24 protein-coding genes are annotated in these 22,401 nt (G+C 48.0%); 14 read left to right on the forward strand and 10 right to left on the reverse strand.

The annotated features are described in order from the left end of the window. The 4 genes from Q4Q49_RS21210 to Q4Q49_RS21225 all read right to left on the reverse strand — a co-directional run. On the reverse strand, positions 1-839 hold an 839-nt coding region (locus Q4Q49_RS21210; protein WP_312000369.1), incomplete at its 3' end, for a methylated-DNA--[protein]-cysteine S-methyltransferase. A gap of 11 nt (positions 840-850) precedes the next feature. After that, positions 851-1,615, reverse strand: a complete 765-nt coding sequence (locus Q4Q49_RS21215; RefSeq protein ID WP_012088351.1) for an SDR family oxidoreductase — start codon at positions 1,613-1,615, stop codon at positions 851-853. A gap of 173 nt (positions 1,616-1,788) precedes the next feature. Next, positions 1,789-2,502 carry a hypothetical protein gene (locus tag Q4Q49_RS21220; RefSeq protein WP_312000370.1) on the reverse strand — a complete coding sequence of 238 codons (714 nt, stop codon included), beginning with the start codon at positions 2,500-2,502 and terminating at the stop codon, positions 1,789-1,791. Between the two features lie 819 nt (positions 2,503-3,321). After that, the gene (locus Q4Q49_RS21225) at positions 3,322-3,525 is read right to left on the reverse strand and encodes a YheV family putative zinc ribbon protein (protein ID WP_012088350.1); all 204 of its coding nucleotides are present in this window, start codon (positions 3,523-3,525) and stop codon (positions 3,322-3,324) included. Positions 3,526-3,778: 253 nt separating this feature from the next. Here Q4Q49_RS21225 and Q4Q49_RS21230 point away from each other — a divergent pair, with 253 nt between their 5' ends. Together Q4Q49_RS21230 and Q4Q49_RS21235 are read left to right on the forward strand one after the other, a co-directional pair. Further along, a complete protein-coding gene (locus Q4Q49_RS21230) occupies positions 3,779-5,692 on the forward strand; it encodes an ABC transporter ATP-binding protein (RefSeq protein WP_312000371.1) in 1,914 nt (637 codons plus the stop codon). 54 nt (positions 5,693-5,746) lie between these two features. Then, positions 5,747-6,208 (forward strand): TIGR02444 family protein, encoded by a 462-nt coding sequence (locus Q4Q49_RS21235; protein ID WP_312000372.1) that lies wholly within the window; start codon positions 5,747-5,749, stop codon positions 6,206-6,208. Between the two features lie 84 nt (positions 6,209-6,292). Here Q4Q49_RS21235 and Q4Q49_RS21240 read toward each other — a convergent pair whose 3' ends face one another. Continuing rightward, positions 6,293-6,703, reverse strand: coding sequence for a GFA family protein (locus Q4Q49_RS21240; RefSeq protein WP_312000373.1), 411 nt, complete (start codon positions 6,701-6,703; stop codon positions 6,293-6,295). A 128-nt stretch (positions 6,704-6,831) separates the two neighbouring features. Continuing rightward, positions 6,832-7,167: a helix-turn-helix domain-containing protein gene (locus Q4Q49_RS21245; RefSeq protein ID WP_006082956.1), complete on the reverse strand. Its 336-nt coding sequence runs from the start codon at positions 7,165-7,167 to the stop codon at positions 6,832-6,834. A gap of 102 nt (positions 7,168-7,269) precedes the next feature. On the opposite strand from Q4Q49_RS21245, the gene Q4Q49_RS21250 reads away from it, so the two are divergent. Continuing rightward, positions 7,270-8,052, forward strand: a complete 783-nt coding sequence (locus Q4Q49_RS21250; RefSeq protein ID WP_312000374.1) for an SDR family oxidoreductase — start codon at positions 7,270-7,272, stop codon at positions 8,050-8,052. Positions 8,053-8,189: 137 nt separating this feature from the next. Beyond that, positions 8,190-8,855, forward strand: coding sequence for a cupin domain-containing protein (locus Q4Q49_RS21255; RefSeq protein WP_312000375.1), 666 nt, complete (start codon positions 8,190-8,192; stop codon positions 8,853-8,855). A 127-nt stretch (positions 8,856-8,982) separates the two neighbouring features. Here Q4Q49_RS21255 and Q4Q49_RS21260 read toward each other — a convergent pair whose 3' ends face one another. Both Q4Q49_RS21260 and Q4Q49_RS21265 read right to left on the reverse strand, forming a co-directional pair. Then, positions 8,983-10,578 (reverse strand): GMC family oxidoreductase, encoded by a 1,596-nt coding sequence (locus Q4Q49_RS21260; RefSeq protein ID WP_312000376.1) that lies wholly within the window; start codon positions 10,576-10,578, stop codon positions 8,983-8,985. A 69-nt stretch (positions 10,579-10,647) separates the two neighbouring features. Next, positions 10,648-11,154: a TAT leader-containing periplasmic protein gene (locus Q4Q49_RS21265; RefSeq protein WP_312000377.1), complete on the reverse strand. Its 507-nt coding sequence runs from the start codon at positions 11,152-11,154 to the stop codon at positions 10,648-10,650. A gap of 188 nt (positions 11,155-11,342) precedes the next feature. On the opposite strand from Q4Q49_RS21265, the gene Q4Q49_RS21270 reads away from it, so the two are divergent. The 3 genes from Q4Q49_RS21270 to Q4Q49_RS21280 all read left to right on the forward strand — a co-directional run bounded on the left by Q4Q49_RS21270 (position 11,343) and on the right by Q4Q49_RS21280 (position 13,593). After that, positions 11,343-12,386 carry a hydrolase gene (locus tag Q4Q49_RS21270; protein WP_312000378.1) on the forward strand — a complete coding sequence of 348 codons (1,044 nt, stop codon included), beginning with the start codon at positions 11,343-11,345 and terminating at the stop codon, positions 12,384-12,386. Beyond that, positions 12,370-12,615, forward strand: a complete 246-nt coding sequence (locus Q4Q49_RS21275) for a YheU family protein (protein WP_220592082.1) — start codon at positions 12,370-12,372, stop codon at positions 12,613-12,615. The genes Q4Q49_RS21270 and Q4Q49_RS21275 overlap by 17 nt, the downstream gene beginning before the upstream one ends. Positions 12,616-12,705: 90 nt before the next feature. Next, positions 12,706-13,593, forward strand: coding sequence for a phosphoribulokinase (locus tag Q4Q49_RS21280; protein WP_006082963.1), 888 nt, complete (start codon positions 12,706-12,708; stop codon positions 13,591-13,593). A 445-nt stretch (positions 13,594-14,038) separates the two neighbouring features. On the opposite strand, the gene Q4Q49_RS21285 is transcribed toward Q4Q49_RS21280, so the two are convergent. Together Q4Q49_RS21285 and pepB are read right to left on the reverse strand one after the other, a co-directional pair. Then, positions 14,039-14,548: a GNAT family N-acetyltransferase gene (locus Q4Q49_RS21285; protein WP_312000379.1), complete on the reverse strand. Its 510-nt coding sequence runs from the start codon at positions 14,546-14,548 to the stop codon at positions 14,039-14,041. Positions 14,549-14,737: 189 nt separating this feature from the next. Beyond that, complete coding sequence (gene pepB, locus Q4Q49_RS21290) at positions 14,738-16,030, reverse strand: aminopeptidase PepB (protein WP_312000380.1); 1,293 nt, start codon at positions 16,028-16,030, stop codon at positions 14,738-14,740. A gap of 177 nt (positions 16,031-16,207) precedes the next feature. On the opposite strand from pepB, the gene sfsA reads away from it, so the two are divergent. The 7 genes from sfsA to panC all read left to right on the forward strand — a co-directional run bounded on the left by sfsA (position 16,208) and on the right by panC (position 22,371). After that, on the forward strand, positions 16,208-16,912 hold the full coding sequence (gene sfsA / locus Q4Q49_RS21295; protein ID WP_312000381.1) for a DNA/RNA nuclease SfsA: 705 nt from the start codon (positions 16,208-16,210) through the stop codon (positions 16,910-16,912). A gap of 163 nt (positions 16,913-17,075) precedes the next feature. Then, positions 17,076-17,519, forward strand: a complete 444-nt coding sequence (gene dksA, locus Q4Q49_RS21300) for an RNA polymerase-binding protein DksA (RefSeq protein WP_006082967.1) — start codon at positions 17,076-17,078, stop codon at positions 17,517-17,519. Between the two features lie 164 nt (positions 17,520-17,683). Further along, positions 17,684-18,598, forward strand: coding sequence for a tRNA glutamyl-Q(34) synthetase GluQRS (gene gluQRS, locus Q4Q49_RS21305; RefSeq protein ID WP_312000382.1), 915 nt, complete (start codon positions 17,684-17,686; stop codon positions 18,596-18,598). 19 nt (positions 18,599-18,617) lie between these two features. Further along, positions 18,618-20,159: a polynucleotide adenylyltransferase PcnB gene (locus tag Q4Q49_RS21310; RefSeq protein ID WP_312000383.1), complete on the forward strand. Its 1,542-nt coding sequence runs from the start codon at positions 18,618-18,620 to the stop codon at positions 20,157-20,159. Then, positions 20,159-20,647 carry a 2-amino-4-hydroxy-6-hydroxymethyldihydropteridine diphosphokinase gene (gene folK, locus Q4Q49_RS21315; RefSeq protein WP_106649540.1) on the forward strand — a complete coding sequence of 163 codons (489 nt, stop codon included), beginning with the start codon at positions 20,159-20,161 and terminating at the stop codon, positions 20,645-20,647. The genes Q4Q49_RS21310 and folK overlap by 1 nt, the downstream gene beginning before the upstream one ends. A gap of 56 nt (positions 20,648-20,703) precedes the next feature. Further along, entirely contained in the window at positions 20,704-21,498 is a 795-nt protein-coding gene (panB, locus tag Q4Q49_RS21320) for a 3-methyl-2-oxobutanoate hydroxymethyltransferase (RefSeq protein ID WP_106649539.1), read from the forward strand. 27 nt (positions 21,499-21,525) lie between these two features. Further along, the gene (gene panC, locus Q4Q49_RS21325; RefSeq protein ID WP_220775944.1) at positions 21,526-22,371 is read left to right on the forward strand and encodes a pantoate--beta-alanine ligase; all 846 of its coding nucleotides are present in this window, start codon (positions 21,526-21,528) and stop codon (positions 22,369-22,371) included. The last annotated feature ends 30 nt before the right edge of the window (positions 22,372-22,401 follow it).

A 22,401-nucleotide genomic window follows, 5' to 3' on the forward strand; every position in this document is an offset into this window, starting at 1 on the left:
AGCGCAACCGGTTCATCACGCATTTTTTCCCATGTTTGTACCATCAGCTTCTTGGTTGGTCCCCAGCGATACCCCCCCAGCGCGCCACTTTGCTGGATAACCCGGTGGCAGGGGATCAGCAAAGCAACTGGATTGGCTCCAATAGCGTTACCAACAGCCCTTGCAGACCTAGGTGCGCCGAGTGATCTGGCTACTTCGGCATAGCTGGCCACAGCGCCCGGTGGTATTTTCAACAAAGCACGCCACACGGCGATCTGGAAATTTGTCCCTGTCACATGAAGCGACAGCGGACCTTGCCCGGAAGCTGTGTCACTGCTAAAAAAGGCATCAATAGCGTGTCGCGTCGATGCCAAATTTTCGCTGATCGAACTGAGAGGCCAATCGTTATACAAGTCATTCAGTAACTCTTCCATGCTATTGAAGTCCATAAACGCTGCCCGGCAAACACCACGCAGGGTTACGGCCACAAACATGGGCCCCAGTGGGGTAGGATGGACTCCATACTCGATCTGTACGTCCTTACCTCGATTTTTATACTCGCCGGGTGTGACTGCTTCCAGCTGCACAAAGTGATCATGCAACCTTGAGCTGCCGCTTAATCCAAGCTCATGTGAGACATCAAGCAAGGAGCGAGAATTATTAAGCAATCCTTTGCCCCGCTCCAATGTCAGGACCTGTAAAAACCGCTTCGGCGTAGTACCTGCCCAACGACAAAACAGCCTTTGAAAGTGATACGGACTCAGATGCACATGGGCGGCTATCTCTTCAAGGCTGGGCTGATCAATTGCCCGATCAACCAAATAGGCCATAGCGCTTGCGATTCGGTCATAGTCTGACATGGGGCGGCCTCTCAAACACGATTTATAGATACACCGCCATCGACCAGCATTGCAGATCCCGTGGTGAAGCTGGAAGCATCGGAGGCAAGGTACAAGGCAGATTGGGCAATTTCATCTGGTGTCGCCATACGCTTAAGAGCATGCAGATTATGCACAAATGCCAATGCTTCTGGCGTATTGGCAAACTCACGTCCTGCCGGCGTATCAGTACCTCCGGGCAAAAGGGCATTGACCCGGATATTCTGAGGCCCGTGCTCGGATGCCAGCACTTGAGTCAGTCCAATCAATCCCGCCTTACTGGCAGCGTAGGCTGCCATACCTGGCATACCTGCGGTGTAACCAACGAAGGTAGAGGTGAAAATTAACGAACCTCCTTTTCGGGCAGCCATGGCGGGCAGCTGGTACTTTGCGCCCAAAAATGCGCTGGTTAAGTTAGTCGCAATAACTTGATTCCAGTCCGTGAGCGACATCTCCGGGACAGGGCCCATAGCCCCCAGAATGGCAGCATTGTTAAAAGCGATATCCAGGCCACCAAAGTGGCTTACTGCCTTATCAACCAAAGCTTTGGCAAACGCTTCTTCACCAACATCACCGGCGAGTGCCAGTGCTTGCCCGCCTTCCTTATTGATTAAGTCCACCAAGTCATCAAGCTCCTTCTGTCGCCTTGCAGCCACCACTACGGCAGCACCTTCTCTGGCAAAAAGCTTCGCGGCTGCGTAGCCAATGCCGGTACTGGCTCCGGTAACAATAGCGACTTTGTTGGCAAGTATAGTCATCGTTATTCCTCTAGGATCTGCTTACTATAAAAGGGCATATGCCCGAACAGATGCTATATTAGGAGGCCGAACGACTAATGCCGACCCGAATCTTGCTGTATTTCAATTGCGCTTTAACTTCTAATTGTGGGGCAGCGTAGCTGTCCCAAACCAATTATTTGTTAGGTTAATTTCTACTGTTGTTTCGCCGCATCAATACGTTTTTTCAACTCAGAAATAAGGAAGTCTGTGTCTACTTTATGGAAGTTCTCTTTTAGGTGTGCAGCAATATTAGCTTCGGTTTTGAGATTTACATTTATGATTAACTCATCAGGAGTTGGCGTGGTTTTCTCAATGTTATCTATGAGGAAACCATCAAAACTCCATGCATCAAGTACCCGATCAATATTCCTGTTAATAATAGTCTGCCTGTGATTACCTTTTAGTAAATAATCAAGAAGTGACTGGTTTAAATCTGTCCTTTTCCAGGCATCTTTAATTGTTTCACCTATGGTTTTATCAAGTAGCCATAGAGCACATGCAGATAACGAAAGGATAATTTCGATACTGCCTCTTTCAATTTTATCTACATAGTATGCATGTATATGATTAAGCGGAGCATTTAACTTATCTCTAAGAGATTGTTTTTCATTTGCATGTAGGTCACTGTTATTAATCAGATACATGACTTCTTGATATTGTATTTCTCGGGACAGAGTGGATATTTTTTTGAGCAATGATCTCAGCGTTCTGTCAGATACAACATTAAGGTCAGGATGATAGAATTTGAATTGAATGTTCTTCATAGTTGGTGTGGGGCTAGAGTCCGAACTCATTCTGGGATGAATGATTTTTTCGATTGGATTTTTTACCCCACAAAAGTGGGAACCAAACGGGACGAACCGCATAGCCATCCTCATAATGTTTTGGTTGCAAAAAAAAGTCAACAAATTGAGCTAACGTCTTAGTATTTATGCGCTACGCTGTCTGCAGGGCATAAATCGCTTGTTGGACTTGGCCGCTGTCACATCCATGTCAATTGGTATAAATGATGCTATAGGAATTTGCTTTTTTGCGGTAGCGGTTTTTTATACAGTTTGATGGGTAATCACTTGATATCGTTTTAGCTTTCTCATTTTTCGCGCTTATTTTTTGCTGATCAATCGCTATCTAACGACTCAAAACTCCAAGGAATACACCTCCCCTCGGAGTTGCCGCAGGGCGAATAGACAAATTGCGTGAGTTCGGTCATGGATGACCGACTAGCTTTCGCAGGTGCAGGGACGCATCCTTCGGAAGCGATAGCAAATTTGTCAATGAGCACAAGGGGCTTTCAACTCCGCTGGGGGCGTCTTGGAGCATCCAAGGAGGATAGGACGAGCAGTCCTCCTTGGTCGGGTGTGGGGTGAAGCCCCACGACTTTGATTTTGATTAAAGCATTCAAACTACGAAACACACTTTGAAACAATAGCTTTTTAGCTAAACGAACAACCAAAGGGTTAGTGTAGATTGGTATTGTTGCACCAGTGACCTTCTAAAACAGGAATGCTCTAGTTGAGTCCTCAGGGATGCTTCTTTTAAAAGAAATAGGCGGCGAGTCACTGGGAAACAATAACAATTCATGCTGCACAACTGACGCGATCGTTATCTTGAATGGTTAGCCAAGCTTTGGAATGTGACCTTTAAAGTGGTCACATTCAGATTCTCACTTGAATTGAATCTTCAACCTAGTCAGGTTTAAACACGCCGATTACAGCGCCGGTGGCTTTTTCTGTGACCTTTTCATCGGTTTGCTGTTCACGGTAGTCACACTCTGTGCATTCAACGGTTTCGATGCCGTTTTCCTTGTAGAGTAAAATGCTGTCTTTGGCGCTGCATTTTGGGCACTTAGCACCGGCTACGAAACGCTTTTTGATTTTAGTGTTTGTCATAATAGATAAAGGACCAGATAGCAGGGCCAAGGGACTCGGCCGAAGAAATTGCCGCTATTTTGCCACACTGATGATTGAATGCCAGTGTTACCTGAAAGTATGAGGCCTTAGGTCGATGTGATGCGATTCGCTAAAGATCATCCTGAAAAGTCGAATAATTGTCCGAGTTATCGGGTCAGGCTGTGGTTTGATACGGGGTTGTACGCTATTATCTGTGCCCTGACGAATTCACGTTCTAACCAAGTTGTAGTCAATGATCAGCATCAACCAAGCGCAATTAATCCGTGGCAGCAAAACCCTGCTAGATGAGACCTCTCTCACGATTTATCCCGGCCATAAGGTCGGTTTAGTCGGTGCTAACGGCACAGGCAAATCCTCACTGCTCGCATTAATTTTAGGTCACTTAAGCCTAGATAAAGGTGAATTTAGTCTGCCTTCTGGCTGGCAAATTGCCACTGTGGCCCAAGAAACCCCTGCGCTCGACGTCTCGGCACTGGAATATGTGATCGATGGCGATAGCGAATATCGTCAATTAGAAGCCCTATTACACCAGGCCCAAGAAGATAACGACGGCAATGCCATCGCACTCTTACACGGCAAAATCGACGCTATCGGTGGTTATGCGATTCATTCGCGCGCGGGTTCATTGTTAGCGGGTCTGGGCTTTAGTGAAGCTGAGCAAAGCAATCCAGTGAAAAGCTTTTCGGGTGGTTGGCGTATGCGCCTCAACTTAGCCCAAGCGCTACTGTGCCGCTCTGACTTATTACTCCTCGACGAACCGACCAACCACTTGGATTTAGATACCATGTACTGGCTCGAAGGTTGGATTAAGTCCTATCAAGGCACGCTGATTTTAATCAGCCATGATAGGGACTTTATCGATGAAATCGTTGATGAAATCGTCCACGTTGAAAATCAAAAACTCAATTTCTACAAAGGCAATTACAGTGCCTTTGAGCGCATTCGTGCCGAACGTATGTCGCAACAACAGGTCGCCTTCGAACGCCAACAAAAAGAACGTGCGCACATGCAGTCCTTCGTTGACCGTTTCCGTTACAAGGCGAGTAAAGCCAAACAAGCGCAGAGCCGCTTAAAGGCGCTAGAACGCATGACTGAGTTGTTGCCGTCTCAAGCCGATAGCCCATTTTATATGGAGTTTCGCGCTCCAGAAGCCCTACCCAATCCACTGATTAAGATGGAGCAAGTCGCGATCGGCTATAGCGATAAGCCAATCCTGAGCAAGGTGCATTTAAACTTAGTGCCGGGCGCGCGCATTGGTTTACTCGGCCGTAACGGCGCAGGTAAATCGACATTAATCAAGCTGTTATCGGGCCAATTGTCGCCAATGACTGGTTTGTATGAGCCTAACCCTGGCGTCAATATCGGTTACTTTGCCCAGCATCAAATCGAATTTTTACGTCTCGACGACACGCCGATGCAGCATTTAGTGCGTCTTGCACCCAATGCCAGAGAGCAAGAACTACGCAACTTCTTAGGCGGTTTTGGTTTTAACGGCGATATGGCGCTCTCACCTGTGCGGCCCTTTTCTGGCGGCGAGAAAGCCCGTTTAGTGTTAGCGCTATTAGTTTGGCAACGCCCTAACCTATTGCTGCTCGATGAACCCACCAACCATTTAGACTTAGAGATGCGCCACGCCCTAACGATGGCATTGCAAACCTTTGAAGGTGCTATGGTTGTCGTCTCGCACGATAGGCATTTACTGCGATTAACCTGTAGCGATTACTATCTGGTCGATCAAGGTGAAGTGCGCGCCTTCGACGGTGACTTAGACGATTATCACCAATGGTTGCTCGATGCGGCGAAAGCCAACTCGAATCAAAACAGCACCAGCGACGAGATCAAACCTGCCGCCGATAAAAAACAGCAAAAACGCCTCGAGGCCGAGATTCGCCAAAAGGTATCGCCGCTCAAGCGCAAACAAACTAAGTTAGAAACCGAACAGCAAAAGCTGAGCGAACGCCTCGCCGAGCTAGAACACTTGCTGGCCGATAGCGAATTGTATGATCAAGATAACAAAGCCAAGCTAACCTCAGTACTAACCGAGCGAACGAGCTTGACGCAAACCTTAGAAGACAGTGAAATGCAATGGCTCGAGTTGCAAGAAGAGATAGATGCAATGGAACTTGAGGTCATGGAGCAACAATAACTCCAGCATTCTTTTACATAAAAGTCAGTAGCAGCGGCAATACAAGGAAATAGTATGGCGGTTTTAACCCAGTTCGACAGTCAACTCTGGCAATGGTGTGATATGAGCTATGCGCAAAACAAAGCGCTCTGCCTCGAATTGCAAAATAGCTGTCAGGTGAACGTCAATCTACTGCTACTGGCACAATATTTAGATATCACTATGGATGTGTCTGGGCCGCAGCAATACAGTACAGACCAATGGCAAACGCTGATGAGCGCCGTGGGTGAATGGGATGAAAGATTTCTCATGCCCTACCGCAAATTACGCAAACTCGCTAAGTCCAGCCTGAATGAACAAGAGTATCAACAGATGCTTGCCGTTGAGCTGATGATGGAACGTAAAGCGCAGCGAACCATCTTAAATAAACTCAATGAACTCAGCTCAAACGGCCAATCAACGAATCTGGTGAGCTACTTAAGCTTGTTTGGACTCAGTGAAATAGACGCCAACGAAATCGGCTTAATCGCGCCCTGACCTAACCCAAACAAATCACATTAAATCAAGCACAGCTAAGTTAGATCGAGCTCAATCAAATTAACACTATGATCATCTGAGCCGCTAACAGCTGCGGCCTTGTGGATAGCGTTGACAGTCATCCTTGATCACCAACCAATTCAACTGACTCTCAGTATAAATATGGTACCTAGGCTGAACTTGGTTAGCGTCGTCCAGACTCGCTATGCTCAAGGTCGAGTAATCGGGATATTGAATATGTCGGTAGGTTAACGATGTACCGCATTGGTCACAAAATCCACGGCGGATAAGCTCGGACGATGCGAACTCAGTTACCTGACCTTTCAGCCAAATAACTTGGCTTGTGTTGAAATCCATCCAAGCCCCAAATGCAGATCCCGTGCTTTTTTGGCACGAACGGCAGTGGCAATAATCCGCATCGAAGGGTTCACCTTCAATCTGATATCGAATCGCGCCGCACAAGCAGCCACCTTCCCGCAATGTGTTATTAAGCATACGCACTCCCATTTCCGACCAGCCGCAGACTTTATCGAGTAGTGCTCCATCGAGTAGCGCTTCATCTCGATAAAATAAACCGCTGCGATTTACCTTGTCGAAATTAAGCCGCTACAAAAGAAAGTTAACTAAGCATCGATTTCTTGCTGTAACTTTTCCAGCTCATCCAAAATATGTAGAAATTTTTGGCCAAACTCAGTCACTTGATACTCCACTCGTGGCGGCAGCTCGTTATAAATGACCTTATCTAAGATGCCAAATTCTATGTTCTTTTTTAAACATTGATTCAATACCTTAGTTGAAAGTCCCTCAACTGAGCGCACCATTTCCCCCGGTCTTTGTACCCCACTGGCCAACAGCTGATAAACCGTTAATGACCATTTACAGCCATAAATCGTCTCGACCATACGCGCTGAACGCTCAGGGGGCGATTTGCGTGAAATAATTTTTTCATTGTTATTCATAAAGATGTACCAAAAAGTACCTGCCTTACCTATTTGTACTTACTGTTCAAACAGTTATTGAGTTCATAAGATTACCACCTTGATAATACTTAGGAGTAGAAAATGCAATTTAATACCTCAAATCTCGCCATTATTGTCGGTGGTAGCAGCGGCATAGGTTTCGAAACGGCCAAACAACTGGCCGAACAAGGCGTATCAGTGCTCATCGTCGGTAATCAGCAAGATAAACTCACCGCAGCCGTTGCTGCAATAAAACATGCCCATCCAGCAGCCGAGTTACACGTCGACGGTTTTCAAGCCAACCTTTACCAAGCTGCGGATGTTAATCGGTTAGTTGCGCACATTAGCCAGCTTGAGCAAAAGGTCGGCTACCTCGTCAATGCGGCGGGGTATTTCAATCCCAAATCCTTTATCGACCATTCAGAGGCTGATTACGATCTCTACATGGCGTTAAATAAAGCCCTATTCAAAATCACCCAAGCCGTAACCCACAAGATGATCGATGCGGGCGGTGGTAGTATAGTGAACATAGGTTCTATGTGGGCAAAACAAGCGGTTAAAGCCACGCCTTCATCGGCCTATTCCATGGCCAAAGCCGGATTACACGCATTAACCCAGCACTTAGCGATGGAACTGGCAGACAAGCATATTCGCGTCAACGCGGTTTCACCTGCCGTGGTGAATACGCCCATCTATAACGCTTTTATCCCAGAGGCAGAGCTAGACCAAGTGATTGAAAGCTTCAACGCTTTTCACCCTATTGGTCGAGTCGGCACGCCAGCCGATGTAGCAAACAGCATTTGTTTTCTTCTATCCGATGACACCAGCTGGGTGACTGGCGCGATTTGGGATGTTGATGGCGGCGTGATGGCTGGACGCAACTAATATTGCAGACAAAGCGAGTATGCTAGTGCGTAGCTAACGGTGCGCTTACTCAATTAGCACACTGTTAGCGCAGCAAGACGCAACGAACACAGTAAACAATCACTATTCTAAGTTAAGGTTAAATAAGGTCTAACACTATGCTCAATATGAACTTTAGCGAACGTGTCGTTATTGATACGCAGCAGCAACCCTGGTTGCCAAGTCCTGCTCAAGGCGTTTGGCGCAAACCTCTCGAGCGGGAGGCTAAAGAATCAGGACACACTAGCAGCATAGTGAAATATGACGCGGGCTCGCAGTTTGCGACCCACCCGCATCCGCTGGGCGAGGAAATCTTAGTGCTCGAGGGGGTATTTTCCGATGAAAACGGCGATTACCCCGCGGGCAGTTATCTTCGCCATCCGCCAGGGAGCCAACACGCACCGTTTAGCCAAGAAGGCTGCGTTATCTTAGTTAAACTCAATCAATTCAATCCGCGAGATCTTGATGTGGTCAAGATTAACACTCAGCAGACTCCTTGGTTACAAGGCATAGGCGGCTTACAAGTGATGCCGCTACATGAATTCGAGCATGAACATACTGCATTAGTGAAATGGCCTAAGGGTGAAACCTTTCAACCCCATCGGCATTTTGGCGGCGAAGAAATATTGGTATTAACCGGCAAGTTTCAAGATGAGCAAGGCGAATATCCGCGCCACACTTGGATACGCAGTCCGCACATGAGCGGCCATTTTCCTTTTGTCGAAGAGGAAACCATTATATTAGTGAAAACAGGACATTTACCCATTAGCACGATTCAGCCCTAAATCCACGGCGAGCATGGTCTTAGGCAACATACGTTTTTACAGTATAAGTTGCTGCTACATACGTTTTTGCAACTAAGCCTTCTGCAGCTGAGCTCTCTGAAACTCAGAATTATAGGCGAAGGTAACATCACCCTTTGCCGTCGGTGAGCTTTTGCGCGAGTGCGGTGGCATTACGTGCTGTGATGCCATAAATCGACAGCTGCGGGTTAGCGCCAAGGCTGGTCGGGAAGATAGACCCATCCATTACAGATAGATTTTCTAAATAGTGCGACTGGCCATAACTGTTTACCATAGAAAGCTTTTCATCTTCGCCGAAGGGACAACCGCCCATCACGTGCGCCGATGCGACGATAGTACGCAGTGGCGCGAGTGACATCTGCGCAATGCTCTCTTTGGCGTCCTTCCACGAAGATAAGTAAGGCATACCATCGCTGATCGGCAACACTTTTAAGGCGCCCGCCGAGAATTGTAACTCCGCCATACTGGCAAAAGCGCGTCTTGCGGCCCGCCAAAAGGCATCGGTCAACGGATAATCTAGGGTAAATCCCTTAGGCGTTAAGTGCACTTCACCGCCCTGACTGTCGGGATGATAACCATCGCGGATTAAGGCAATCGTCACTTGTAACTGATTGAACTGCGCCATTAACTCGGCATGACTCGCGCCATAACCTAAGGTTTTAGAGGCAATTAAAATCGGGTGCACCGGTGGCACTTCGAGTTTATAACCGAGCTCACCATCGGCGTCATTCTTCCACACAAACTCATCGGAATAGATAGATTGCGGCGCGCCGCTATGGCCATTGATCGAATCGGCAAACACGCCACCGGATAATAAAGTCGGATGTAAAAAAGTGCGTTTACCCAAAAGTTTGTGGGGATCGGGCACCTGCGAGCGCATCAAAATCGTCGGCGTATGGATAGCGCCCGCACTCAAAATATAATGTTTAGCCTTAAATAACAGCTCAACGTCAGTGGGTCGTAAATTCACATCCAGCGCCTGCGCTTTTAACGCAAACACTTGACCATTATGGTGCTCAATCTTAGTCACTTTAGCGCGGCTGATCAGTTGCGCGCCTTTCTCAAGTGCCGAGGGAATCGTGGTGACTAACATAGATTGCTTCGCATTAACCGGGCAACCCATGCCGCAATAGCCGGTATTCCAGCAACCCGCCACATTGCGTTTAATGACTGTGTATTCCCAGCCAAGATTGATACAACCTTGCTTCAGGGCGGCATTATTGCGATTAGGCTCATAGTTCCATTCATGGATATTGAGCCGCTGCTCCATTTGCTCAAACCAAGGGTCTAAGCTCTCGCGATTAAGCCCTGCAACCGACTTATGTTGCGCCCAAAAAGCTAACGCCTCGGTCGGCGTGCGAATAGAGGTAGTCCAGTTAACGGTGGTTGAGCCACCGACTGCGCGGCCTTGAAAAATCCCAATCGCCTTGTCGGCAGTTTTCATCGCCGCAGCTTGTTGATACAAGTTGGGATAAGCGACCCGCTCTTCCATATTAAAATCGCTGGAGGATTTTAGCGGCCCCGCCTCAATCATGATCACGCTTAGCCCAGCTTGGGTGAGGATTTCGGCCGCCACACCGCCACCAGCACCCGTGCCGACAATAATCACATCGGCTTCAAACTGTTGGTTTTCTTGCAATTGGCTCGCATCAGTGTGCAACCAACCAGAGTTTAAACCATTCACTATAGGATCTATGATTGCCAACTTGAGTGCTCCACTGTCGCGGGTAAGATGCTTATTATTGGGCGTTTGATTCGGTTACAAACGGGCGAGCTAGTTGAACAGTTCAGGTTTGGCATAATGCAGGCGACTCCAGTGTTCAGGGCAAGCGTAGTAACTGGCCATCACTAATTCCCGCAATCCCAGATAAGCCGTTTGTAACAAAGCAAAATAACTGTGGCGCCAGGTTTCTAGCATGTCGGTTAACTCGGCGGGAGAGCGCATCAATAACGGTGTCATGCTTGAGGTCAGTACGAGTAAGCCGAGGCGATTTTCGAGCATATCGAGCAGTTCAAATAACTCGGTTTGCTGCTCCTCGGGTAGCACAGAAATTGACTGTTTGATGGCATCTAAAGTGCGATTTTGCGCCGCGAGCTTGTGAGTTGCCACATCGGGCAAAGCGCCGTCGAGCATCACAGGTAAAAGCACGCTAAACAACAAACGATAATCTTTGCCTTCGCTGTCCTCGGGCAAACTAAACTCAGGAGAATAAAGATTGACCCCTAAGGCTAACGCCGCCGTACCGGCAAACGCGCCCATCAAAAAGGTTCGTCGCTTCATCTCTATCTCCTAAATATCAATCTAAATGTCGGCCTAAATATCAGCATAAAAAACAATTGTGCTACACTGCCCACGCGTTTATATCTAAGCGACTTCAGAATAAGAATTTCAGCATTTTGAGGTCGCTTGGGTATAAATTAAACACACGTTTTAATTTTCAGCAATAGCCGATACCAAGATAAACATCCATGCCAAATTCTTTTATGCCACCATGGTGGGCCAAGAGCCCCCATGTACAAACGATTTTACCCGTATTCACTAAAGTGGCCAAACCAGCATTACAGCGGCAGCGCTTAGAGTTACCCGATGGCGATTTTGTCGATTTAGATTGGCAGGATGTTCCGCAGTCTGGCAAACCGATAGTGGTGATCATCCACGGCTTAGAAGGAAGTGCTCAGTCCCATTATGCGCGGCGGATACTGCAAGCCTGCAAAGAACAGCAACTCGCAGCCGTGGTGCACCATCACAGAAGTTGTTCGGGTGAGTCCAATCGCCTCGCGCGCAGTTATCACAGTGGTGACACGGACGATTTACAGTTTAGTCTATCGACACTGAAAAGCGCGTATCCGCAATCGCCCTTATTAGCCGTAGGTTACAGTTTAGGCGGCAATGTGCTGACTAAGTATCAGGGCGAATATCAGGATGACAGTTTACTCGCCCGCGCTGTGGTAGTGTCGGCGCCGCTGCAATTATCGGCCTGCGCTAAACGCTTAGAAAATGGTTTTTCGAAAGTATATCAAAGCTATTTAATCAAACAGTTACAGCAAAAAATCAGCCATAAATTAAACGATCCCGATTTAGCCCTCTCTATGCCGCTGAGCCAGTTGCAGGTCGACCGTTTAAATACCTTCTATGATTTTGACGATAAAGTCACAGCGCCTTTGCATGGCTTTGACGGCGTCGACGATTACTATACGCGTGCCAGTGGCTTACCCTTTGTCAGCCGCATTACTAAACCGACGCTTATCATGCATGCCAAAGACGATCCCTTTATGACAGATGAAGTGATCCCAAAGACAAACCAACTATCGGGTTATGTGGAATACGAACTGCACCCCTATGGCGGTCATGTTGGCTTTATCGAAGGCGGTACACCTTGGAAACCACGCTTCTATCTTGAGCGACGGACTTTGCACTTTTTACTCGGCGATCAAAGCTTAGGCAAGCCTAGCGAAGACCCAATCAACGACGACAATACTATCCAAGGAAGCACCGATGCTCATTCCGTATGAAGCCCTGTTACAACTCCCAAAGGAAACGCTCGCCAATTTGATCCGCGAGTATCTTCTCGGTCAGGTGGAGGATGGCAGCTTTGCCAGTCTCGATGAACAGGAACTGGCTCAGGCGATAGTTCAATGTCAACAAGCACTTAAACAAGGTAAGCTGAAATTAGAATACAGTGAAGACGATGAGTCCTTCGCGATACGCTCGGCGGATCAAATAGCACAGCAGCAAGATTGACCAGCCCTACCTCTGTACCGTATAAATAGTACTCGCGTTTTTATCGCTTCCCCATAAGCGGCTCTTTTGGTTCCTAGCTAGGTAGAAAAAATGTCAGCAAAACATCCCATTATTGCAGTTACAGGCTCATCAGGCGCGGGAACCACCACGACGACCACCGCCTTTAGCCATATTTTTCGCCAACTAGGGATCAACGCCGCCTTTGTCGAAGGCGACAGCTTTCATCATTTTACCCGCGCTGAAATGGAAGTGATGATCCGCAAATCCCAAGCTGAAAACCGCAACCTCAGCTATTTTGGCCCAGAGGCCAATAACTTTGCCCGCTTGGAACAATGCTTTCGCGACTACAGCGCCACAGGCCAAGGCGAAACCCGCAGCTATTTACATACCTTCGATGAGGCCGTGCCTTTTAACCAGATGCCCGGCACTTTCACCCAATGGCGACCACTACCTGAAAATACTGACATGCTCTACTACGAAGGCCTGCATGGCGGCGTGGTGACTGGTGATGCCAATGTCGCCCAGCATGTGGACTTGCTGATCGGCATGGTGCCGATAGTCAACTTAGAGTGGATCCAAAAAATTATCCGTGACACTTCGGAGCGCGGCCATAGCCGTGAAAAAGTCATGGGGTCAATTGTGCGCAGCATGGATGACTATATTAAGCACATGACGCCGCAGTTCTCCCGCACTCATATTAACTTTCAGCGGGTGCCAACGGTCGATACATCTAACCCCTTTAGCGCCAAAGATATTCCGAGCTTAGACGAGAGCTTTGTAGTGATCCGCTTTCGCGGCATCAATAACGTCGACTTCCCCTATTACCTCAATATGATCCAAGGTTCATTTATGTCACGGGTCAACACCTTAGTCGTGCCCGGCGGTAAAATGTCGCTGGCGATGGAGCTTATCCTCACGCCTTTGATTAAAGATTTGATGGAAAAACGCCAGCAACTCAATACTCCCGAAGCAAACTAAAACTTTGCGAATGGGGGGCGAATTTAACGAAAGGTTAAGGAAATAAAGTCTTTTTTTGCAATAGATTAAGTTTGATTTAAGCCATTAGCGCTAATCTTATCGGCATCGGGATTTCAGGCGAAAGAACGATAGTTGGCATACTCTTGGGAGTTAATTCCCCCATCTTGATCTGTTGATTTCCTTGAGTATGTCAGCAACCTCTTATGAACAGTTAATTCCACATCCATGCTTGACCTGTTGATTACCTTAAGTATGTCAGCAAACTTCTCTTAAACTCTAAATCTTCAGAGTTAATTCCACATCCATACTTGCTCTGTTGATTTCCTTGAGTATGTCAGCAACCTCTTATGAAGAATTAATTCCACATCCATTGATTCCCTCGTGTATGTCAGCAACCTCTTAATAAACAGTTAACTCCATACCTGTGCTTGATCCAGCCTGTATTTTAAACTGATTTTCTACGCACGAGATTCTTGTACATCACCATGCACTCTAAGGCTATGCCTCTGGGCGAGCAGTAGATGGATTCCTCTTCTAAACCTTCACCACCAAAACCACAGTGGCGATAAAAATCCACCGCATTCAAAGTCGATTCCAACCTCAACTGGGCAATACCTTGATTAAAAGCCATGGTTTCAATAAATTGCAGTAGCACTTTACCGACCCCAAGCCCCATGACATCGGGGGAGACAAACAGCGCCTCTAACTGGGCGTAGGGTTCATCCAACATGACCATACCGACCACTCTCTTAAGCGGCGGCTCGTCATTGGATTGTTCTGCCACATAAAAATGCGCATCGACGATACGACTAAATTGCTCGGTCAGTTCGCCTTCGGTCCAAATAATCAGATCGCCCGCATCATAAAATCCGGCGCAGCCTTTATTGATAGCCGCATTGCGGATATCCCAACAGGCCTGAGCATCTGCTTTTGTTGCTTTTCGTATAGTTATCATCATGTTTCCCGATTAAAAACGCTCAGCCATAACATGCCATGAAGCCGCTGAAACGCCAAGTAAACTATCGGCCTAGTATTTCACCCAATAAAAAACCGCCCGTAGGCGGTTTTAATCCAGTCAGCAGAACCTTAATGGATCTGCGCTGACTTATCTAACTGAGTCTTAGCGCTAGACTTAAATCTAGGCTTAGCCTTTGATCAATTCACTAATGGTCAATACGCCGTGGGTTGTTGCACCCGCGCCCCACATAGCAGAAGCCGAATCTTCAAAAGCGCCCGCTAAATCAACGTGCAACCATTTAGCTTCTGGTGAAACAAAGCGCCATAGGAAACCAGCGGCATTAGAAGCACCACCAGCACCGCCGCCTTTCATTGCGCGGCTGTTGGCTGTGTCAGCATAGGCTGATGGACACATTTCTTTGTGCCAAGGATCCAGCGGCAGCGGCCATACACGCTCGGCAACACTCGTGGCTTTTTGCTGGGCCAGTTGCAACACATCAGTCTGTGGCGAGAAAATCGCGTTGTAGTTAGAACCGACTGCCATCACAGCGGCGCCTGTAAGGGTCGCTGCATCGATAATAAAAGGAGCGCCTGTCGCAGAAGCGGCTTGCAGACCATCGGCCAACACTAAGCGCCCTTCCGCATCTGTGTTCACCACTTCAACTGTTACGCCATTTTTGTAGGTCAGGATATCGCCTAACTTATAAGCACGGCCGCTGATCAAGTTTTCAGCACAACATAAGAAGAGTTTAACCCGTTTGTTTAGGCCAGATTTAATTGCTAAACCGAGCGCGGCAGTCACAGTCGCCGCCCCGCCCATGTCGCATTTCATGCCTAACATGCCTTCAGAGGCTTTAATGCTGTAACCGCCAGAATCAAAAGTAATCCCTTTACCCACAAGCGCAACAGATACAGGTGCATCGGCGGCTAATGGGTTGAAGTCTAACTCTAACATTGCCGGTGGACGCTCACTGCCGCGACCGACAGCATGGATACCAATCCACTGCTCTTCGAGCAGCGCTTCGCCTTCGATAATCCGATAGCTCACCATATCGCCACCGACTTCAGCCAACCATTTCGCCGCTTGTTGGGCAAGCTTCACTGGCGATAGGTTTTCAGGCGTATCGTTGATCAGTTGACGGGCAAAGGTTGCCACATCGAGTCGGCGTTGCAATTCGGCTTGCACAGCTTCATCACCACACCAGTGAATTTGATAACCAGGTTTTGCCGTCGCGAAACCTTGGGCAAACACCCACTGGCTATTCAGATCCCAAAGCTGTCCGGCCAATACCACACAGCTAATACCTTGGCTGCGCAGTTTACGGGCCGCCATTTGAATTTGACGCAGCTCATCACCACCCGCTAAATGAATTTGCGCACCGTCGGCAGTATAAGTCACATCGGCTTTGCCCCAGTGGGCGGCCGGCGCTTCTTTGGTTAATTGCACTTTCATTAATTCAGTTACTTTTAGTTCACTCATTAGGGATCCTTATTTTTCGATTCGTTTTAGAACAATCAGAACAAACTTTATGGCGGCAGTTTACTGCTAGCAGGCGATGACGCAAAGCGATTGGCTGAAGTTACTCAGGTAAAATCTGTAAACATTTGCGAAATTTGCTAGGCTTTGCGGCCTAGAACAGCCGATATAGGTCTACCGATGGAATTTACTCCGCCACTACAACAGGGCATTTTACTGCGCCGCTATAAACGTTTTCTGGCCGATGTGCAGTTAAGCGACGGCAGTGAGATCACTCTGCATTGCCCCAATACGGGTTCTATGCGTAATTGCCTGTATCCCGGTGAAACCGTATGGTTTTCTACCTCTGATAACCCTAAACGTAAGTATGCCCATACATGGGAACTGATGACCACGCCAGATGCTGGCCTAATCGGAATCCACTCGGGTCAAGCGAACACCTTAGCCGAAGAAGCCATCAATAAAGGTATCATCAAGGAGCTCACAGGTTATGACAGCCTAAGCCGTGAAGTTAAATATGGTGATGAAAATAGCCGCATCGACATCCTGCTACAGGGTGCTCAAAAACCCGACTGTTATATAGAAGTCAAAAGTTGTACTTTGCTCGAGGATGACCAAGGTTATTTTCCTGATGCTGTGAGCCTACGCGGTCAAAAACATTTACGTGAATTGATGCACATGGTCAGCCAAGGCCACAGAGCCGTATTGCTGTTTGTGGTGCAGCACAGTGACATATTCAGTGTTGCTCCCGCAGCACATATCGACCCTGAATATGCTAAGTTACTGAAAAAAGCAGTGTTAGCAGGAGTGGAAGTCCTTGCCTATCGCTGCGAAATGTCCCCGACTGAGATTCACCTAGCCCAAGCCTGTGTTGTCCGAGTATGATGTTAAGGCTGAGTTAAATTTGATTTCATTTGAATTAGCGAACATAGTCAAAAAATTCAATCAAAGCAGAATGAAAAGTTTGCCTCGATGTGAAGATTCTGCTATAGATAGCGGCCGTTCTTAAGGACGCCCTACAAACGCAAATGATTACAGGAGATGCGTTATGCCTGAAGGCACCAAAAAACTTGGCGTACTCGCTATCGCAGGTGTAAATCCTTACCAGGAAAAACCGGGTGAGGAGTATATGAACGCTAAGCAACTGGGTCACTTCAAGACAATTCTTGAAGCTTGGCGCAATCAGTTGCGTGAAGAGGTCGACCGTACTCTTAGCCACATGCAGGACGAAGCCGCAAACTTTCCCGATCCTGTTGACCGTGCAGCACAAGAAGAAGAGTTCAGCCTCGAACTTCGTGCTCGCGATAGAGAACGTAAGCTGATCAAAAAAATCGAAAAAACACTGCAAAAAATTGAAGAAGACGATTTCGGCTTCTGTGATTCTTGCGGTATCGAAATCGGCATCCGCCGTCTCGAAGCGCGTCCAACAGCCGATCAATGTATCGACTGTAAAACGCTTGCAGAGATCAAAGAGAAACAAATGGCTGGTTAATCAAGCATACTGGGCGGGGATTTCCCCCGCCTATTTGTTTCTAACAACACCCTGACTCTTCGAGTTGAAGCCAAGCTCACTCCAATTTACCCCGATTCGCTTTTATCCTTGTATCCCTCTAAAATACGCCCACTTTGACTGACACTAGCTGCTAACTCAGTACTATGGCGACTTTATCTTCTCCAACTTCAATTTATCGCCCCTATGTCGGCCGTTTTGCGCCTTCGCCTTCGGGTGCCTTGCACTTTGGCTCGCTTATCGCCGCCCTTGGCAGTTATCTGCGTGCGCGCTCGCAACAGGGTAAATGGTTAATTCGTATTGAAGACATCGATCCTCCACGGGAAGTCAAAGGCGCGGCCGATGATATCTTGCGCACCTTAGAAGCCTATGGATTTGAGTGGGATGATGTGCCGCTGTATCAGAGCCAGCGCACTGCGGCCTATCAAGCACAAATTGATTCGCTGCTCGCCCAAGATAAAGCTTATTTCTGCCAATGTAGTCGCAAGCAAATTCAAGCCATGGGCGGCGTCTACGATGGCCGCTGTCACCGGTTGCCACAAACCCAAGCTGCAAATGTGCTTAAGTCGGGGGCGGTGCGGATAGTCAATACCGCGCAAGTGCAGCAATTTGACGATAACCTCATGGGCCATATCAGCGTCGATAGCCATTTTGCTGCGGAGGATTTCATAATCAAACGCAGCGATGGCCTGTACGCCTATCAACTGGCCGTGGTGCTCGACGATGCTTATCAAGGGATCACTGAAGTGGTTCGAGGTTGTGACTTAATCGAAGCCAGTTGTCGCCAACTGAGTTTGTATCAAAACTTTGGCTTGGCTGCACCGCAATGGTTGCACTTGCCGCTTGCCTGTTTGAGCAAGGGATTTAAACTCTCTAAACAGAATCATGCGCAAGCGATTGATACACTTAATCCACAGTCGAGCCTCAATGCGGCGCTGGCATTTTTAGGCCAACAACCTGTTGAGACCCAAGGTTCTGTGGCACAAATGCTCGCTCAAGCCGTAAATCAGTTTCAATTATCCACTATACCGCAACAATCTGAGATACTGATCGAGCCCTGATATACTCATTAGGCTGCATTTGGTATATGATAGCCGCCAGATTTTTAATCAAATAACAGATCATATTTCGAGGTGTCCCATTTTTCGCCGTATCAGCCAATTCTGCAAACAGCTATTTGAAGACGCGCCTAAAACGACCGCTCCGACTCAAGCTCAGATTGAACCAACAACACCTGAACAAAGTTCCGGTGCGTTAAGCTTAGAGTTAGTGCCGAGAGATGCCCATACCATCTCGCGCAAACAAATCAGCGAAAATGCCCTTAAGGTATTATACAGACTGAATAAATCAGGTTTTAAAGCCTATTTAGTCGGCGGCGGTGTACGCGATTTACTCTTAGGGATTGAACCGAAAGATTTCGACGTCGTGACCAATGCGACGCCGGAAGAAATCAAAAAACTATTCCGCAACTGCCGAGTCGTCGGTCGTCGTTTCCGTCTGGCCCATATCGTTTTCGGCCGCGATGTTATCGAAGTGGCGACCTTTCGTGGTCATCATGGCGAAAGCAATGAGAAAGTTTCCAAAGCCAATGCCGAAGGGCGTTTGCTACGTGATAACGTCTATGGCGAAATCGACGAAGATGCCGAGCGCCGCGACTTTACCGTCAATGCCCTCTATTACGATATCAGCGATTACTCGATCCGCAGCTATGGCGGCGGTATGGCCGATCTCAAAGCGGGTACGTTGAGATTAATTGGCGATCCAGAAACCCGTTACCGTGAAGATCCGGTGCGTATGTTAAGGGCGGTGCGTTTCGCCACTAAACTCAACATGGGTATCGAAACAGTAACAGCTGCGCCGATTAAACAATTAGCGCCACTGCTAAAAGATATTCCCGCAGCGCGTATGTACGAAGAAGTGCTGAAACTCTTCTTTGCAGGCAAAGCCTTAGCCAACTTCGAACTGATGCAAGAATACAAGCTATTCGCGCCGCTGTTTCCGCAAGTGGCCGCTCTGCTAAAAGATGATCCTAAAGGCACGACCATGAAAATGGTGCAAGCCATTATGAAGAGCACAGATCAAAGAGTTAACGAAGATAAGCCGGTGACGCCTTCATTCTTCTATGCTGCGCTTCTCTGGTATCCACTGCGTCAACGCGCCGAAGATATTGCCGTTGAAAGTGGCCTGACCTTATACGATGCCTTCTTTGCCGCTATGGGCGATGTGATGGAGCAGCAATGCCAAACCATTAGCATTCCACGCCGTTTTAGTACGCCAGCAAAAGACATTTGGCAGTTACAGTTACGCTTTGATCGTAGCCAAGGCACTCGCGCCTTTAAACTGATGGAACATCCTAAGTTTAGAGCCGCATACGATTTGCTCTTGCTCAGAGGCGAAGTCGAAGCGGGTAATGTCGCTAAGAGTGCCGCTTGGTGGCAACAGTTTGTTGAAGCCGATGAAACCGAACGCTTAGCCATTGCGCGTAGCGGCAGTAAATCGCCAAATCGCAACCGTAATGCCACTCAACGTCGTCGCCGTCCTCGCGCGCCGAATACCGATGGTTCAGCGCCGACGAGCACACCTAAGGCAAGTGGCGCACCAAAAGCGAAAGCGGCGGAATAATGCCTCGCGTCTACGTCGCATTAGGCGCGAATCTCGACGATCCCAAGGCGCAATTGGACAATGCCGTCACGGCATTGTCCGCATTAGCCTTAGGCAATAGTCTACTGGTTTCCCCTTATTATCATTCGACGCCTATGGGCGATGTCGTGCAACCCGATTATGTTAATGCGGTGGTCAGTTTCGATACTGATCTTGAGCCATTAGCCTTACTCGATGCATTGCAGCATATCGAAAACACCCAAGGTCGAGTGCGTCTTGAGCGTTGGGGGCCCAGAACCTTAGATCTCGATTTACTCTTGTACGGCAATGAGAATATTGACATTCCCAGACTCAAAGTGCCCCACTACGGTATGAAAGAGCGCAGCTTTGTGCTCGTGCCTTTAGCTGCAATCGCACCAAATCTTATTCTGCCGTGCAACACTGCAATCGGCAGTCTTATCGATACAAAAATGTTGGCCGAGTTACAACAACTGGGCATTGATCATTGAAGTCCGTCCCCAGTTAGCTTATAACACCACTTCTATTTGGTTTGAAGATCATCCATATGTCTAAAATTACTAGCTCAACCCTGTTGAAATACAAACAGGAAGGTAGAAAATTCACGGCACTGACAGCCTATGATGCCAGTTTTGCCAGCGCGTTCGATAGCGAAGGTGTAGATGTGCTGCTCGTCGGCGATTCTCTAGGAATGGTTCTCCAAGGCCATGACGATACCCTGCCCGTCTCTACAGCAGATATCGCTTACCATACTCGCTGTGTCCGTCGCGGTATCGAACGTGCCCTGCTGATCGCCGATATGCCCTTTATGAGTTACGCCACACCAGAACAAGCTATGGTTAACGCCACTGAGTTGATGCAGGCTGGCGCGAACATGGTCAAAGTCGAAGGTGGCCACTGGTTACTTGAAACTGTCACTAAGCTCACGGAACGCGGTATTCCCGTGTGTGCTCACTTAGGCTTAACACCTCAGTCGGTCCATGTATTTGGTGGTTTTAAAGTGCAGGGCCGCGACGCCGAAAATGCCCAGCGCATTCTCGACGAAGCAAAAGCGTTAGAAGCGGCCGGTGCTCAACTATTGGTTGTGGAATGTATTCCTGCGCCACTCGCAACGGCGATCACTCAAGCCTTAACGATTCCGGTTATTGGGATTGGCGCGGGCGCATCGACCGATGGACAAATTTTGGTCATGCATGATGTGTTAGGTATTTCAAGTGGTTATATTCCACGTTTCTCGAAAAACTACCTAAAACAAACCGGTGAAATTCGCTCGGCCGTGCGCGCCTATATCGACGAAGTTGCCCAAGGAACATTCCCTGGCGACGAACACACTTTTAATTAATAACCGATTTATGCAAGGTAAGGCTCAATGATCACTAGCGCCCATATTGATGATATTCGCACCCAAGTGCGTGCATGGCGTGCCAAGGGCGAAACCGTCGCCTTTGTGCCTACCATGGGCAATCTCCATCAGGGACACATTACTTTAGTCAAAGAAGCCGCGAGCAAGTGTGACCATGTGGTGGTCTCAATTTTCGTTAATCCAATGCAATTTGGTCAGAACGAAGATTTAGATGCTTACCCACGCACACTGGCTGCCGACAGCGAAGCCCTCACCGCCGCTGGCGCTGAACTGTTATTCACCCCAACGCCAGCCGTGATGTATCCCAAGGGTCTAGAGCAGCAAACCTATGTCGAAGTCCCTGGGATTTCCGACGTGCTTTGTGGTGCGAGCCGTCCGGGACATTTTCGTGGTGTTGCGACTATCGTTTGTAAACTGTTTAACATAGTACAGCCCGATGTGGCGCTATTCGGTAATAAGGACTATCAACAGCTGTTAGTGATCAAAACTATGGTTGAAGACTTGTCATTACCGATTGAAATTATCGGTATTGATACCATACGTGAAGACTCAGGCTTAGCCATGAGTTCGCGCAATGGTTACCTCACTGCCGCAGAAAAAGCCGCAGCGCCTGCACTAAAACAAGCCATAGATGCCATGGCCACTGGGATCAAGCAAGGTGAAAGTTTTGAACAAGTGACCGAGCTAGCAAAAGCCAAGTTAATCGCGGCCGGTTTTACGCCTGATTATCTCGAAATTCGCCACGCTCACACGCTAGAACAGGCCCAACATCAGGATCAAGCCTTAGTGATTTTAGCCGCCGCCTATATAGGTAAAGCACGGCTTATCGATAACTTAAGGTTCGATCGCTAATAGTTAGCGTCAATCAATAAAGGGAGCTCT

It is taken from the genome of Shewanella sp. SP1S1-7 (assembly GCF_031932105.1).
GTDB classification, from domain to species: Bacteria; Pseudomonadota; Gammaproteobacteria; order Enterobacterales; family Shewanellaceae; genus Shewanella; species Shewanella baltica.

Excerpts from the sequence above, each read along its gene's own strand:
- Q4Q49_RS21215 (WP_012088351.1), bottom strand. The coding sequence starts at position 1,615 with ATGACTATACTTGCCAACAAAGTCGCTATTGTTACCGGAGCCAGTACC.
- Q4Q49_RS21220 (WP_312000370.1), bottom strand. The coding sequence starts at position 2,502 with ATGCGGTTCGTCCCGTTTGGTTCCCACTTTTGTGGGGTAAAAAATCCA.
- Q4Q49_RS21225 (WP_012088350.1), bottom strand. The coding sequence starts at position 3,525 with ATGACAAACACTAAAATCAAAAAGCGTTTCGTAGCCGGTGCTAAGTGC.
- Q4Q49_RS21230 (WP_312000371.1), top strand. The coding sequence starts at position 3,779 with ATGATCAGCATCAACCAAGCGCAATTAATCCGTGGCAGCAAAACCCTG.
- Q4Q49_RS21235 (WP_312000372.1), top strand. The coding sequence starts at position 5,747 with ATGGCGGTTTTAACCCAGTTCGACAGTCAACTCTGGCAATGGTGTGAT.
- Q4Q49_RS21240 (WP_312000373.1), bottom strand. The coding sequence starts at position 6,703 with ATGCTTAATAACACATTGCGGGAAGGTGGCTGCTTGTGCGGCGCGATT.
- Q4Q49_RS21245 (WP_006082956.1), bottom strand. The coding sequence starts at position 7,167 with ATGAATAACAATGAAAAAATTATTTCACGCAAATCGCCCCCTGAGCGT.
- Q4Q49_RS21250 (WP_312000374.1), top strand. The coding sequence starts at position 7,270 with ATGCAATTTAATACCTCAAATCTCGCCATTATTGTCGGTGGTAGCAGC.
- Q4Q49_RS21255 (WP_312000375.1), top strand. The coding sequence starts at position 8,190 with ATGCTCAATATGAACTTTAGCGAACGTGTCGTTATTGATACGCAGCAG.
- Q4Q49_RS21265 (WP_312000377.1), bottom strand. The coding sequence starts at position 11,154 with ATGAAGCGACGAACCTTTTTGATGGGCGCGTTTGCCGGTACGGCGGCG.
- Q4Q49_RS21270 (WP_312000378.1), top strand. The coding sequence starts at position 11,343 with ATGCCAAATTCTTTTATGCCACCATGGTGGGCCAAGAGCCCCCATGTA.
- Q4Q49_RS21275 (WP_220592082.1), top strand. The coding sequence starts at position 12,370 with ATGCTCATTCCGTATGAAGCCCTGTTACAACTCCCAAAGGAAACGCTC.
- Q4Q49_RS21280 (WP_006082963.1), top strand. The coding sequence starts at position 12,706 with ATGTCAGCAAAACATCCCATTATTGCAGTTACAGGCTCATCAGGCGCG.
- Q4Q49_RS21285 (WP_312000379.1), bottom strand. The coding sequence starts at position 14,548 with ATGATAACTATACGAAAAGCAACAAAAGCAGATGCTCAGGCCTGTTGG.
- pepB (WP_312000380.1), bottom strand. The coding sequence starts at position 16,030 with ATGAGTGAACTAAAAGTAACTGAATTAATGAAAGTGCAATTAACCAAA.
- sfsA (WP_312000381.1), top strand. The coding sequence starts at position 16,208 with ATGGAATTTACTCCGCCACTACAACAGGGCATTTTACTGCGCCGCTAT.
- dksA (WP_006082967.1), top strand. The coding sequence starts at position 17,076 with ATGCCTGAAGGCACCAAAAAACTTGGCGTACTCGCTATCGCAGGTGTA.
- gluQRS (WP_312000382.1), top strand. The coding sequence starts at position 17,684 with ATGGCGACTTTATCTTCTCCAACTTCAATTTATCGCCCCTATGTCGGC.
- folK (WP_106649540.1), top strand. The coding sequence starts at position 20,159 with ATGCCTCGCGTCTACGTCGCATTAGGCGCGAATCTCGACGATCCCAAG.
- panB (WP_106649539.1), top strand. The coding sequence starts at position 20,704 with ATGTCTAAAATTACTAGCTCAACCCTGTTGAAATACAAACAGGAAGGT.
- panC (WP_220775944.1), top strand. The coding sequence starts at position 21,526 with ATGATCACTAGCGCCCATATTGATGATATTCGCACCCAAGTGCGTGCA.